The 14,567-nt window shown below is 70.6% G+C and carries 9 protein-coding genes and 1 pseudogene; 8 read left to right on the top strand and 2 right to left on the bottom strand.

From position 1 onward, the window contains the following. Positions 1-149 precede the first annotated feature (149 nt). Positions 150-1,115, top strand: coding sequence for an alpha/beta hydrolase (locus VFO68_RS07295; protein ID WP_325157400.1), 966 nt, complete (start codon positions 150-152; stop codon positions 1,113-1,115). Between the two features lie 65 nt (positions 1,116-1,180). On the opposite strand, the gene VFO68_RS07290 is transcribed toward VFO68_RS07295, so the two are convergent. Together VFO68_RS07290 and VFO68_RS07285 are read right to left on the bottom strand one after the other, a co-directional pair. Next, positions 1,181-1,663: a hypothetical protein gene (locus VFO68_RS07290; protein WP_325157399.1), complete on the bottom strand. Its 483-nt coding sequence runs from the start codon at positions 1,661-1,663 to the stop codon at positions 1,181-1,183. A 152-nt stretch (positions 1,664-1,815) separates the two neighbouring features. After that, positions 1,816-2,637 (bottom strand): DUF5995 family protein, encoded by an 822-nt coding sequence (locus VFO68_RS07285; RefSeq protein WP_325157398.1) that lies wholly within the window; start codon positions 2,635-2,637, stop codon positions 1,816-1,818. Positions 2,638-2,833: 196 nt separating this feature from the next. On the opposite strand from VFO68_RS07285, the gene VFO68_RS07280 reads away from it, so the two are divergent. From VFO68_RS07280 to VFO68_RS07250, 7 genes and pseudogenes are all read left to right on the top strand, one after another. Continuing rightward, positions 2,834-3,811 carry a helix-turn-helix domain-containing protein gene (locus VFO68_RS07280; RefSeq protein ID WP_325157397.1) on the top strand — a complete coding sequence of 326 codons (978 nt, stop codon included), beginning with the start codon at positions 2,834-2,836 and terminating at the stop codon, positions 3,809-3,811. Positions 3,812-3,903: 92 nt separating this feature from the next. Next, positions 3,904-5,091, top strand: a complete 1,188-nt coding sequence (locus VFO68_RS07275) for a M23 family metallopeptidase (protein ID WP_325157396.1) — start codon at positions 3,904-3,906, stop codon at positions 5,089-5,091. A 49-nt stretch (positions 5,092-5,140) separates the two neighbouring features. Beyond that, positions 5,141-5,581 (top strand): VOC family protein, encoded by a 441-nt coding sequence (locus VFO68_RS07270; RefSeq protein ID WP_325157395.1) that lies wholly within the window; start codon positions 5,141-5,143, stop codon positions 5,579-5,581. Positions 5,582-6,108: 527 nt separating this feature from the next. After that, positions 6,109-6,993 (top strand): class I SAM-dependent methyltransferase, encoded by an 885-nt coding sequence (locus tag VFO68_RS07265; protein WP_325157394.1) that lies wholly within the window; start codon positions 6,109-6,111, stop codon positions 6,991-6,993. Between the two features lie 60 nt (positions 6,994-7,053). Continuing rightward, the gene (locus VFO68_RS07260; RefSeq protein ID WP_325157424.1) at positions 7,054-7,878 is read left to right on the top strand and encodes a DUF72 domain-containing protein; all 825 of its coding nucleotides are present in this window, start codon (positions 7,054-7,056) and stop codon (positions 7,876-7,878) included. A 27-nt stretch (positions 7,879-7,905) separates the two neighbouring features. Continuing rightward, positions 7,906-10,944 (top strand): AfsR/SARP family transcriptional regulator, encoded by a 3,039-nt coding sequence (locus VFO68_RS07255; protein WP_325157393.1) that lies wholly within the window; start codon positions 7,906-7,908, stop codon positions 10,942-10,944. Positions 10,945-11,001: 57 nt separating this feature from the next. Then, positions 11,002-14,567, top strand: a pseudogene (locus VFO68_RS07250) (hypothetical protein); the annotation flags it as partial.

The raw sequence follows: 14,567 nt of genomic DNA, 5'->3' as shown, positions 1-14,567 counted from the left end.
CGGCGTTGGTCTAGTTTGATCTCACTTCACGGACTCCCGACCGAAAGCACCGTTGAACAATCCGGTCGACTCCGGAAGCCGTTTCCCAAATATGTCAGGAGAATCGCGTGCTGCGAAAAAACAATCCGCTTTGGCGAACGCGCCGGCGCGTGTACGCCATATTATCCACCGTTCTGCTGGTCCTCGTCGGTGCGGCGACCACCGCCGCCGCGCGACCCGACGCCGGTCCACTGGCGGGACCCAACCTGCCGGGTTTCAGCCACGGCACCGTGTCCGTGCAGGGCGGCACGTTGCACTACGTCCGCGGTGGCTCCGGCCCGCCGCTCATCCTGCTGCACGGCTGGCCGCAGACCTGGTGGAAGTGGGCCAAGGTCATGCCCGAACTCGCCCAGCAGCACACCGTGATCGCGTTCGACCTGCCCGGCGCGGGCGAGTCGAGCATCCCGTCCGGCGGCTACGACAAGGTGACCACCGCCAAGCGGATTCGTGAGGGTGTGCAGCGGCTCGGGTTCACGCGGGTGTCTCTGCTCGGACACGACACCGGTGCGCTGGTGGCCTACCCGTACGCCCGCGACTACCCGACCGAGGTCGTCCGGATGGCCGTGCTGGAGACGCCGCTGTCCGGCTTCGGACTGGAGGATCTCAACGGGATCAGCTTCCACCTGGGCCTGAACCAGACCGCTGCCCCGGTCCCGGAGCGGCTCATCGACGACGAGGACGTGTCGACCTACCTCGGTTGGCTGTTCAGCGGCGCCCGGTACCCGGACCGCATCGACCAGGCCACGTTCTTCCGCGCCTACGCCACCGGGGCGCGCCGGACCGCGGGCTACGAGTACTACCGGGCGTTCCCGGCGGACGCCGCGAACAACCAGGCCAACGCGCACAAGCGGTTGCCGATGCCGGTGCTGGCGATGGGCGCGCAGTTCGCGTTCGGCCCGTTGGTCGCCAACTCCTTCAGCCAGGTCGGCGACGACGTCCGCGGAGTCGTCGCCCCGGACAGCGGGCACTGGATCGCCGAGGAGAACCCGGCGTTCCTCAGCGCCTGCGCGAAGCTGTTCTTCGGCCAGCCGGGTGTTCCCGCACCCCGCCCCGAACTGGCCAACTGCGTAGCCTGACCGAACGCAACGGTCCCGCCCGGCATTGCCGAGCGGGACCGTTGTCCGGGCAGTACCCGGCAGGATTACGGCTCCAGGTCTTGCTTCGGCGTCGCGAAGTAGTCCCGCAGGATGTTGATCTGGTTCGCCATCATGTCCATGAGCGCGTCGACGACCTCGGGCACCGCGTCGTCGGTGATCTTGAACTCGCGCTGGTACTCCAGGTAGCTGCGACCGGGGTCGCCGGACACCGGAAGGACGCGGTAGGTGGCGACGTAGTCGTAGAGACACACGGCGCGCGCGACCGAGCGGTACGTCAGGGACCGGTCCAGCTCGTTACGCCCGGCGACCTGCTGCTGGACCAGCGCCTGGGCGGGCAGCAAGGTGAAGTTGTACCGGGACGGCACTCGTTCGGGCGCGCCGTCGTCGGTCCAGCCCACGTTTTCCACGGTGTCCCCGAACAGGATCTTCACGACGTTCACGGCGTCACGCACCTCGGCCCAGACGGTGTCCGGATCGGCGTCCAGCACGGCCGAATGGTGCATTGTGTACTTCGCCTCAACTGCCACGACATCTCCTTGCCACCGTCCACCGACACACGGAAAACGCGGCTGGCGACACGTCCGAACGGATGTCCACGGCCGCATTATCAGGGTCGCCGGCACCGCCGGAACGCGCATCTCCGGTCATGCGGCACGGGGCCGGACCCGTCGTGGTCGCCTCAGGCCGGCGTTTCGAGCGTGATGGCGCCGAACCGCTCCTTGCGGATGGCTTTGCCGATCTTCCTGGCCGGCAGACTCCAGATGCTCTCGTCGGCGATGAGCTTCGCCAGTTGCGCGGACTCCCAGTTCAGTTTGTCGTGGACCAGGTTGACTTCCTCGTCGTCGGTTGTGGTCAGGTAGGAGACGGCCGACCACCACACCCGTTCCCGGTAGTACTTCAGGCCAGTACTGGACATCACGATGTCCAGACCGTGCAAGGTTCGGTGCAGCAAGGTGATGCCGCCGCCGTAGTCGCGCGTCAGCGCGTTCGCGACCTGCGGCATGGATCGGACCAGGATGTTGTTCACCTGGTCGTGGTCGAACTTGCGGCGCGGCAGCAGCAGGTGCTCGGCGCCGTCGTCGTGTTGCTTGAGGTTGAGATAGGTGCCGTAGGCGAGGTCGTAGTTGATGTGGGCGTTCAGGCCGAGCATGAGGTCCTGCAGAACTGTCGACGTCCGTTTCTCCGCCATGCCGTGGGCGATCTTCCATGCTCTTTCGGAGTCGGGATCGCGATCGAACGTGGTCAGCGACTTGAAGTAGAGCGAGGCGAACCATCCGGCCTGCGACCCCACCCAGCCGGCGTCGAAGAAGATCGGGTTGGTGTAGTCCCCCCGCCGGTGGATGGCGGCGTGCACATTCAACGTGATGATGTAGTACGCGCGCAGGAAGACCGCCCGATAGTCGTTGTGCGCATGAAAATACCGGAGAGCATTCTGCATGCATGGGATGGCTTCCTCGATGTTCGCCGGCCGCTGCGCGGCGATGTCGTCGAACTCGCTCATGGCCGCCATCATTTCACGGCCGCACTCGGCGAATGTTCCGATCAGCGGGGATTTACCTGCCACTGACCCGTGTGGGTGGCGGCGCCAGGAAGCGGTGTGGGATTTTGGAACTGGGTGGCCTGGTTGGCGAAGGAAATGCGCTGAGCGAGCACCCGGATTCCTGGGCGCACGGCGTGCACACGTAGGGTCGCGTTCCGTGCTGCGGATCCACTTCCAGGACGTCGATCTGTCCTTGGTGCGCATCGCCAAGGCACCCGACCCGCTGTGGGAGACCGTGCTCGGGCTCTACCGCCTCTCCGCCGGCGGGACGGACATCCCGGTGTTCGCCGGCTGGCAGCGACAGGCCCGTGCCGCGGTACGGGAGGGCGGGCTGCACGGCGCCGTCGGCCTGCTTCGCCAACTGGTGCCCAGGGTGGGCTACTTCCCCGACTTCCTCACCCCGGCCGAGGCTCGCGACGGGCTGCACGCCGGCCTGCGGGCCGTGCGGCACACCCCGCCGGACCGGCTGCGCACCGACATCTCGCACGCCGCCCGCGACCGGGAGCTACCGGGGTGGGCGCACCGGCTCGGCGCGGCTGATCGGGACGCCCTCGACGATCTCACCTGCGCACTGCGGGTCGTGTACGGCGCGATCGTCGCGCCGGTGTGGGAGGACGTCGAGGCCGTCGTCAGCGTCGAGCGCTCCATGCGCGGCGCGGCGCTGCTGGACGGCGGGGTGGAGGCCATGCTGGGCTCCCTGCGCCCGGTGCTGCGCTGGGACCGGCCGGTGCTGTCCGCCGACTACCCACTCCCCCTGGACATCCATCTCGACGGCCGGGGGTTGCTGCTCATCCCGTCCTACTTCTGTTGGGGCAAGCCGGTCGCACTGGTCGACCCGGCGCTGCCGCCGGTGCTGGTGTACCCGGCGGAGCACCCACCCACCTGGCTGGACGGGCGCGCGGCGCTCGAGGCGTTGCTCGGCCGGACCCGGGCGGCCGTGCTCGCCGCGCTGGCCACCGCGTCGACGTCGACCGAGCTGGCCACCCGGCTGGGCATCTCGATCGCGTCCGCCAGCGAGCACGTCGGGGTGCTGCGCAACGCCGGGCTGGTGGTCAGCCGGCGCAACGGGCGGGTCGTGCTGCACATGCTGACCCCGCTCGCCGGCGCCGTGCTCGCGGGCAGCCGGACCGGTTGATCGATTCGGCCAGGACCGAATGGTGTTCCGGCGCCGCCCCGGCAACCGCGATCCTTCGTGGTGGTCCGAAAATCACCAACCGGAAGGCGCTGATGACCATGTGGAGACGGCGGAACCGGGTCGGCCTGCTCGCGGTCACCGCGGTCCCGGTCATGCTGCTGGTGGTGCCGACTCCGGCGGCGGGGGCGCGGCCGAACTTCCAGGCGCCGTTCCCGTGCGGGACCGCGATCCGGGCCGAATCGTTCGGGCACGCCCCGGCGCTGGACATCTTCCGCAACCCGACCGGCGCCACCGAGGGGCAACTGCTCGTGGCCCCGGCGGCGGGAGTGGTCAACCAGTCCTACAGCAACCCGGCCGGCGCGGGGAACATCGTCCAGATCAACCACGGCGGCGGGTGGTTCACGACCTACCTCCACCTGCAGACCCGGCTGGTCCAGGCCGGTGACCGCGTGCAGCGCGGTGTCGGCATCGGCCGGGTGGGACACACCGGCGAGACGTCCAACGGCGTCCCGCACGTGCACTTCGAGATGGCGGTCGACCGCAACGGCGACGGCCGAGCGGAATGGGGTTATGCGAACAACGAGCGCACCCCGCCGGTGTTCAACGGCGTCACCTACGGCCAGGCCAACTCCCAGTCGTTTCAGATCACCAGCCGCAACTGCGGATCGGCCAAGGACGAGTTCGGCGTGTTCCGGCCGTCCGACGGGTCCTGGTACACCCCGGGCACGGTCCTCACGACCAACTGGGGCGAGCCGGGCGACCTGCCCTTCGCCGCGGACCTGAACCGCAACGGGATCGACGAGATCGGCGTGTTCCGGCCGTCCACGGGGAACTGGCACACCGTGGGCCAGATCGTCCACTCCAACTGGGGTGAGCCGGGAGACCTTCCGGTCACCGGCGACTGGAACGGCGACGGCATCACGCAGATCGGCGTGTTCCGACCGTCCACAGGCGACTGGTTCACGCCGGGCACCGTGCTGCGCACCAACTGGGGCGAGCCGGGGGATCTACCGGTCGCCGGTGACTGGAACGGCGACGGCATCGACGAACCGGCGGTGTTCCGGCCCGCCACCGGGGACTGGTTCGTCCTCGGCCGCACCCTCGCCACGAACTGGGGCGAGCCGGGCGACCTGCCCATCGCCGGCGACTGGAACGGCGACGGCATCGACGAGATCGGCGTCTTCCGGCCAACCACCCGGACCTGGCACAAACCGGGTGTGGTCATGCAAAGCAACTGGGGTGAGCGGGGCGACCTGCCCATCGCCGGCAACTTCAACTGACGTCGGGCCAGCATGGTCCAATGGCCGCTGGACACCGAACAGGAGTGCCATGGCGATTCAGCAGTTGCACCACGTGAGCGTGGTCGTCGACGACCTCGAGGCCGCCAAGGGGTTCTTCGCCGAACTCGGTATGGAGTTGGAGGGCCAGGCGCCGGTCGGGGGGCCTTCGGTGGACCGGGTGAACGGGCTCGACGGGGTGCGGGTCGACATCGCGATGATGCGGACCCCGGACGGTCACGGCCGGCTCGAGCTGACGAAGTTCCACCATCCCACGGCGGTCAGCCCGGAACCGCGCAACGCCCTGGGGAACACGCTGGGCCTGCGGAGCATCATGTTCGCCGTCGACGACCTGGACGCCACCGTCGCCGGTCTGCGCGCCCACGGCGCAGAACTCGTCGGCGAGGTGGTGCAGTACCAGGACAGCTACCGGCTCTGCTACGTCCGCGGTCCCGAGGGGATCATCGTCGCGCTGGCCGAGCAACTCACCTGACTTTCGGGTACGTCAGGTGAAGCGGATGAAGACCGGCGGGGTCGGGAACGCGCGGTCGTTGTTGATGACCACGCCGATGGTCGCCTGGGCTGGATCACCGGCGGAAGGATGCGGGGTATGACCCGCACGAGGTCACGCGCGCTGTTGTAGCAGTACTCCATCGTGAAGGCGAACCACATCGCCCGCATGTGGAACGGCTCGATCCAGGTCTGCATCGCGTTGCCGACGACCCGGCAGTCCAGCCCGGGGCCGGGCGACGACGGGTCGGTCGGCGGCAGCTCGGCTGCCCGCCCATGCCCGGCGCGGTGGGCTCCCGGGTCTCGACCCGCACCGAGATGACCGTGTGCGGGGCGCAGTTGGTATGGGAGACCGAACCCACTTGTCCCTCATGGCTTCTCCTCACCTTCACGAGGCGGCGGCCCTGCGAATATAGCGCAATGGTCTAGACAACCTAGCCGGCTGCTCCGGATCCCTTTCCTGGTAACGTGTTCTGTTTTCCACTCCGAATCGCGGAGGGAGCCGTGACAATGACGGCACCAGGTGATCGGGAAAACGGTGGCTTCACCGCACCGAGTCCCGAGGACGTCGCAGCCCAGTACGACCAGTTCACCGATCTGTACGGGTTGACCGCCGGCGACGTCGGCATTCACATCGGCATGTGGTCCCGGCCAGGCGAACGCGCGCCCGCGTCGACCCTGTTCGACCTGGCCAACCTCGCGCAGGAGCGGCAGACCGAGTATCACATCGAGACTCTTGGCGTGACGGCAGGCGAAAAGCTGCTGGACATCGGTTGCGGCACCGGCGTGCCCGCGATCCGCTTCGCCCAGCGCAGCGGCGCGCGGGTCACCGGAATCAACGTCAGCCGCGAGCACCTCGCCAGAGCCGAAGCGGCGGCCCGAACGGCAGGTGTGTCCGATCGTGTCTCGTTCCGCTACGGCAACGCCATGGCCCTCGACTTTCCGGACGACTCATTCGACGCCGCCATGGCGATCGACGTGTTCGACCACCTGTCCGACCGCCGAAAGGCATTCCACGAGACGGCCCGGGTACTGCGGCCGGGCGGTTACTTCCTGATGAGCGATTTCACCCTCCGCGGAAAACCTGACGAGACGGAGTTGGCCGCGTACACGCGAGCATGGTGCAGTATGCCGCCGGGCACGCCGGCACAGACGATGCAAACGGCGGCCGACGCGGGGTTCGAGCTGATCAAGGTGGAGAACCTGACCCAGAACTGCGTGTTCTCCGGCGAACTGATGGGCCTGCTCTACGCCGACCGGCACGACGAGATCGTCGAACGCTACGGGCCGGAGACCGTCGCCCAGCTGGACCCCGCGATGCCGGTGATGCGCACGTTCATCCGCGATCATCTCGGCTACTTCCTGTTTCTGTTGAGGAAACCGGCGACCGGATAACTCCGGCCGGCGGCGGGTAGTAGGTTCGGCGGAGTGGCACGTCTTCATGTCGGCTGCGCGATGTGGACCCACAAGGCGTGGTCCGGGCGGTTCCTGCCGCAGTCGCTGCCGGCCAACGAGCGCCTGCGGGCCTACGCCGGCTGGTGCAACGCGGTCGAGGGCAACACCACCTTCTACGCCACCCCCGCCAGAAGCACCGTCGAGACCTGGGCGCGGCAGACCGACCCCGACTTCCGGTTCGTGGTCAAGCTGCCCAAGGTCGTCACGCATGAGCGCCGGTTCGCCGGTGTGGAGGCCGAGATGCGGGCGTTCCTGGACGCGATCGAACCCCTCGGCGAACGGGCCGTGCTGTGGACCCAGTTGCCGGCCGCGTTCGGCCCCTCGGACCTCGACGCCCTCGGCCGCTTCCTGCGCCGGCTCCCCGCCGACCGCCGACGGGCCGTGGAGGTGCGCCACCCCGGGTTCTTCACCGACGCCGGCTCGACGTCGCTGCTGGAGACAACCCTCGCCGGCGCGGACGCCGAGTGGGTGCCGTTCGACACCACGGTCCTCTTCCGCGGCCCACCGACCAGCGCGGCCGAGCAGGACGCCTGGACCAGGAAGCCGCGGCTGCCGCGGCGGACGCGGGCGCTGACCGACCGGCCGATCGTCCGCTACCTGGGCCGGGACTCGGTCGAGGAGACCGTGGCGGGGTGGCGGCCGTGGACCGAGGTGGTCGCCGGCTGGCTGCGCGAGGGCCGGTCGCCGACGGTCTTCGTGCACACCCCCGACAACGTCGACGCGCCGGCGCTCGCCCGCCGGTTCCACAACGACGTGCGCGCGTCGGTGCCCGGCCTCGACGCCCTGCCCGCGCCGGAACCGGTCGAGCCCGCGACCTTGTTCTGAGCGGCGTTCTGCCACTACAACGAGACCGTGCGCGGCGTCGGCTGGTTCGGGTTGCTCGGCCCGCTCGAGGTGCGGGCGGCGGACCGGCCGGTGCGGGTGAACGGGCGCCGGCAGGGTGAGCTGCTCGCGGTGCTCGCCCTGCGCGCCAACCAGTTCGTGTCGGTGGAGGTGCTGGTCGACCTGCTCTGGCCGGACCAGCCGCCCGCCTCGGCGCGCCGGCAGGTGCAGAACGGGGTCGGGCGGCTGCGGCGCACGTTGACCGCCGGTGGCCTGCGCTCCGAGGTGATCGAGACGTGGCCGGGTGGATACCTGCTGCGCGCCGAGCACTCGGAACTGGACACGCTGTCCTTCGCGCGGGACGTGGCGGCCGGTGAGCGGCTGGCGGCGGCTGGTCGCGCAGCGGACGCGGTGACCTCGTGGCGTGCGGCGCTGCGACTATGGCGCGGCGCGCCGCTGGCCGGGATCGACAACGACCTGGTTGCCCGGGAGGCCCGCCGCCTGCAGGAGCAACGGTTGGCGGTGCTCGAGAAGTGCGTGGAGTTGGAGTTGCGGCTGGGCCGGGCGCACGAGGTCGCCGGCGAGTTGGCCGAGGTCGCCGCCGAGCATCCGCTGCGCGAGCGGCTGTGGGCTGCGCTGGTGCTCGCGCTGCACCAGGACGGCCGCGGCGCGGAGGCGCTCGCGGTGTATCGCCGGGCCCGGGCCGGTTTCCGAGCCGAGCTCGGCGTGGAACCGGGCCCTGAGCTCCGCGCGGCCCGGCAGGTGATCACCGGCACGTCCATGGTGGACACTGCGCCCCGGCCCCGGCAGCTTCCCCCGGACACGGCCGACTTCACCGGCCGCGACGAGCTGGTGTCCCAGTTGGAGCGTCTGTTCCGGGGCCGGCACACCGGCCGGGCGGTCGTGATCTCGGCTATCGCCGGCCCGGCCGGGGTGGGCAAGACCACGCTCGCGGTGCACGTCGCGCACCGGCTGCTCGACGCGTATCCCGATGGCCAGCTCTACGTGGATCTGGGTGGGGGTGCGCCGGCGCCGCCCGTCGAACCGGGCGAGGTCCTCGCCCGGTTTCTCCGGGCGCTGGGCGTTGCCGGACCGGCGATCCCGGACGGCGTCGACGAACGCACCGCGCTCTACCGCTCCCGGCTCGGCGACCGGCGGATCCTGGTGGTGCTGGACAACGCCGTGGACGAGGCACAGGTCCGGCCGTTGCTGCCGGGAGTGGCCGGGTGCGGAGTGCTGATCACCAGCCGGCCACGGCTGGCCGCCGTTCCCGGTGCGCGGCGGATCACACTCGCTGTGCTGGAGCCGGGTCAGGCGACCGAGTTGCTGGGCCGGATCGCCGGAGCCGACAGGGTCGCGGCCGAGCCGAGCGCCGCCCTGGAAGTGGCCCGGCTGTGCGGGTTCCTGCCGCTGGCGCTGCGGATCGCCGGCGCCCGGCTGGTCCGGCGACCGGACTGGACCATTGCCCGGCTGGGTGCGCGACTCGGCGACGAGTCGGTCCGCCTCAGCGAGCTTCGTTACGGCGACCTGGAGGTCCGGGCCAGCCTCGCGGTCAGCTACCGCGGCCTCGGGCAGCGCCAGCGTCGCCTGTTCCACCTGCTGGGTTCGCTCACCGCGCCCGATGTCGCCGGATGGGTGTGCGCGGCGCTGCTGGACCTGCCGGTGGGCGATGAGGACGAGGCGGTGGCCGCCCTGACCGACGCCCAACTCCTCGAAACCGTGGGCGCCGACGCGACCGGCGGGCAGCGCTACCGGCTGCACGACCTGGTTCGGTTGTATGCCAGGGAAAGGGCGGCTCTGGTCGAACCGGCCGGCGAGCTGGACGCCGCGCTGCGCCGCGCGCTCGGCGGCTGGCTGGCGCTGGTGGACCGGGCACACGTCGCCCTGTCCGGCGGGGACTTCGCCACGATGCGCGGTTGCTCGCCGCGCTGGACGCCGGTGACCGACGCGCACGGCGCCGCGATCGACGCCGACCCGCTCGCCTGGTTCGAGGCCGAGCGCGCGGCCATCACCGCCGGAGTGCGCCAGGCGGCCGATGCCGGATGGGACGAGCTGTGCTGGGAGCTTGCCGTCGGCGCGTACGCGCTGTTCCTGACCCGCGGCCACTACGACGACTGGGCGGACACGCACACGACGGCGCTGCGGATCACCCTGCGGGAGCGCAACCGCCGCGGCGCCGCGGCGGCCCGGCTGGGCCTGGGCATCCTGCACGCCTACCGGCGCGACTACGCCGAAGCCGCACCGTTGCTCGACCACGCCGTTTCCGCGCTGCGCGAGGTCGGCAACCGGCGCGAGCTGTCCTACGCGCTGGGCACGGCCGCCCACGTGGACGGCATGCGCGGCCGGTACGCGTTGGCGATTCCCAGGCAGGAGGAGTCGATCGCCACGCACCACGCGCTCGGCGACCGGGTCGCCGAGGTGCTCGGGTTGCGCGCGCTCGGCAAGCTGCTGGTCGACTTCGGCCGGCCCGACCGCGCCCGGCCACTGCTGAGCCGCGCCATCGCGATGGGCGACCACGGCGACCGCCGGGCCCACGCCGAGGCGGTGTACACCATGGGGCAGATTCACCTGGTGGGCAACGAGTTCGACCGCGCCGAAGCGGCGTTCCGGCAGATGCTGGAGATCTGCGAGGAGATCGGTGACCTGCGTGGCGAGGCCTCGGCCCGGTACGGCTTCGGCCTGGTTCGGCTGGCGACCGGCGACCTCGATGCGGCGGAGGTGCTGCTGCGCCAGGCGTTGGAGGTCAACCGCCGGCTCGGCGCGGCGGTGACCGACGGCCGGATCAGGCTGGCGCTCGGCGAGCTGTACCGGCGCCGCCGGGAGGTCGAGACGGCAATCGGTCATCTGGAGGAGTCGGCCCGCATCTTCGCCGCCGACCAGACCCCGCTGTGGCAGGCACGCGCGCAGAACGCGCTCGGCGATGCCTTTGCCGCACAACGAAACCATCGGGCGGCCCGAGCCGCGTGGACCCGCGCGGGGGCGCTGTTCACCGAGGTCGGCTCGCACGAGTCGGCCGAGGTGGCCGGCAAGCTCGACCGCCTGCCCCCGACGCCTATGACGAACTTATGACGCCCGGGCCGACACTTCACGGCCATGCGTGGCGGATCAGTACGGATCGTTGTGCTGTTGGTGGCGGCCCTCATCGTGGGGCCGGTCACGCCGGCCTCGGCCCGGCCGGATCCCGCGGGCCTGGACTGGCGCGGCATGCTGGCCGCTCGCGGACCCGATCCGGCGCCACCGCCGCCGCGACCGGTGCGCTCGGCCCCGCCGGTCGGCAGCCAGCCGGCCCCGGCCTCGCCGTTGGTCACGCTTCCGGCACCGGCCACGGCCGAGGTCAGCCTGGCGACCGAGGCACACAGGGCCGGCTCGGCGCCGGTGTCGGTCGCGGCCGGCTCGGCCGAGGTCGCCGGCCGCCGGCTCGGTGTGGCGGTGCTGGACCAGCACACCGCCGAACGCGCGGCGGTGTCCGGGTTCGTGTTCCGGCTGTACGGAGTGGACGGTGCGCCGTTCGGCAAGGGGCCGTTGCCGGTGACGGTCTCGGTCGACTACTCGGGGTTCGCCGAGCGGTTCGGCGGCGGGTACGCCGACCGGTTGCGGATCGTCGCGCTGCCCGCGTGCGCGCTGTCCGCGGCACCGGACGCCGAGTGCGTCCGCCGGGTGGCCGCGGTGCCGTACCGCAACGAACGCCAGGCGGCGCGCCTCGTCGCCGAGGTCGGCGATCTCACCGCCCTCGGTTCGACCGAGGCGATCTTCGCCGTCACGGCGGGCCCGGACGGGGAGGAGGGCACGTACGCGGCGACCCAGCTGGAGCTCTCCGGCGACTGGCAGGTCACCCCCGGGTCGGGCAACTTCACCTACAGCTACCAGGTTCCGCTGCCGGCGGCGCCGGCCGGGCCGACCCCACAGGTCGAGTTGCGCTACTCCTCCGGCGCGGTCGACGGCCTCGTCTCCGGCCGCAACACCCAGAGCGGTCAGGTCGGCCTCGGCTGGGGCGACTTCGGCAACGCGTTCATCGAGCGGCGGTACAACTCGTGCCGCAACGACGGGCAGGGCACCTCCGACCTGTGCTGGAAGTCCGACAACGCCACGATCGCCCTGAACGGCCGGTCCGGGGAACTGGTCGCGGTGCCCGGCTCGAACCCGAAGCAGTGGCGGTTGCGGGACGATCCGCGCTGGCGGATCGAGCAGCTTTCCGGCGCGGACAACGGCGACGACAACGGCGAGCACTGGCGCGTCACCAGCCCGGACGGCGTGCACTACTTCTTCGGCCTCGGAATCAACGCCGACGTGGGCGTGCACACGAACTCGGTGTGGACCGTGCCGGTGATCGGGGACGACCCCGGCGAACCGTGCAGCACCAACCAGCCGGTCGCGTGGTGTCCGCAGGCCTGGCGGTGGAACCTCGACCTGGTCGTCGATCCGCACGACAACGTGCAGCAGTTCGAGTACGTCAAGGAGATCGAGCACTATTCCGCGCTCAACGGGCGGCCGGGCCTCGAGCACACCGCCTATGTCCGGTCCGGAGCGCTGCAGTTGATCAAGTACGGCAAGCGCCGGGTCGGCTCGGAGACGACCCCCGCCGCGATGGTCCGGTTCACCACCGACTACCGCTGCCTCGCGCTCAACCACACCTGCGCCGCCCCGGCGGCGGCGACCGCGAGCGACTACCCGGACACCCCGGTCGACCTGATGTGCTTCACCGCTGCCTGCGAACAACACACCCCGGCGTTCTTCACCACGTTGCGCTACAGCGAGATCACCACGTCGGTCAACAACGGTCCGGACGACGGCCCGTTCGTCGAGGTCGACGAGATCGTGCTGGCGCACGGGCTGCCGGACCCGGACGCGAACCGCACCGGTGACCGCAAGCTGTACCTGAACTCCGTGCAGCGCACCGGGCTCACCGGACCGGACGGGATCACCCTGCCCGCGGTCACCTTCTTCCCGGTGCTGCTCAACAACCGGATCGACACCGCGGGCGGGTTGTCCAGCATGCCGCACTACCGCGTCGCCGCCGTCACCAACGAGTACGGCGGCCAGGTGCGGGTCTCCTACGGCGAGCCGCACCCGTGTCCCAACCCGGTTCCCAACCCGCCGAACTGGGACCGCAACACCCGCGACTGTTTCCCCAACTGGCACAGCCCGGAAGGCGGAACGGCCGGGTTCGCCGTCTTCCGCAAGCATCTGGTCACCCGGATCGAGGAACATGACGGGCTCGGCGGCGGCCCGGCGATGGTCACCACCTACCGCTACGGCGACCAGGTCCAGGCCGGACTGCCCAACGCCGCCTGGCACCACGACCGCGACGAGTTCACCCCGCTGGACCGGCAGACCTGGTCGGAGTGGCGCGGTTACGCCGACGTCGTGGTGAGCGCGGGTGAGAGCCGCACCCAGTACCGGCTGTTCCGCGGCATGAACAACGACCGGATCGCCGGTGACCGCTTCCCCGGCCCCGGTTCCCGCGCCGCCAGGGTGTCCAGCCTGGACGGCACGGTCGCCAACCTCCTGGACGAGAACCGGCTCGCCGGCCAGATTCTCGACGAGCAGTCGTTGCGGGTCAACGGAACCGTGGAGTCCGGCACGGTGCACGGCTACTTCTCCCTGCGCACGGTGGACGTCGCCGGCCTCGACCCGCTCGACGACGCCTGGTTCGTCGCCGAGAACGACAAGATCGAGCGCCGGCGCAACCCGGCCAACGGCAGCTATCTCCGGAAGCGGACCCAGACCGTCCACAACGGACTTTTCGGCACCGTGGACCGGGTGGTCGAGCACGGCTGGACGACGGTGAGCGGCGACGAGCGGTGCACCGTGACGGTGCCGGTGGTCGACGTCAACCGGTGGATGCTGGACTTCTCCGCCTCGGTCACCCGGCACGCCAACGCCACCTGCGACGGGCCAGAGGTCAGCCGCACCGAGAACGCCTACGACGGCCAGGCGTTCGGCGCGGCCCCGACGAGAGGTGACCTGACCGCCTCCCGAGCGAAGATCGACGCGGCCGGGGCCTGGGCGACCACGACCACCAGCTACGACCGGCTCGGCCGGCCGCTCGCGGTCACCGACCCCAACGGCCACACCACGACGACCCGGCACACGCCGGACATCCGGTACCCGGCGACCACGACCGTCACCAACCACCTCGGCCAGGTCACCACCACCGACCTGTTCCGCCCCCGCCAGTTGCCGACCGCCCAGACCGACGCCAGGGGGAAGCGCACCACCTTCACCCACGACGCGCTCGGCCGCACGGTCGAGGTACGCAAGGCGACCGAGCAGGCGGCGGACGTGCCGGCGTCCTACCAGTTCCACTACGAGATCAGCCCGGACCGGACGGCTCCGCCGGTGGTGCGCACCCGCGTACTGCAGGACACGCGCTACCTGGACACCTGGATCGTGCACGACAGTTGGATGCGGGCCCGGCAGACGCACAAGCTCTCGCCCGCCGCCGGCAAGGTCATCGTCACCAACACCAGCTACGACAACCGCGGACTGACCGCGGCGACCTCGTTGCCGCAGGCGCTTCCCGGTAGCCCCGGCCTCGGCGTCCTCCCGGCGCTCTGGATGCCGGCTCGACATCCTGGTCGGCCCGCTGAACAGGAACGGACCGCCGATGTCCCAGAGCGACCTCGACGAGTTGATGACGGAGGTCAACGAGGTCAGGAACATCGACGCTACGGAACTCGCCGACATCGCCA

This window comes from Actinophytocola sp., assembly GCF_035712165.1.
Classification (GTDB): Bacteria; Actinomycetota; Actinomycetes; order Mycobacteriales; family Pseudonocardiaceae; genus DASYTH01.
Note: the sequence above shows the minus strand (reverse complement) of the source record. Positions and strands in the feature narration are given on the sequence as shown.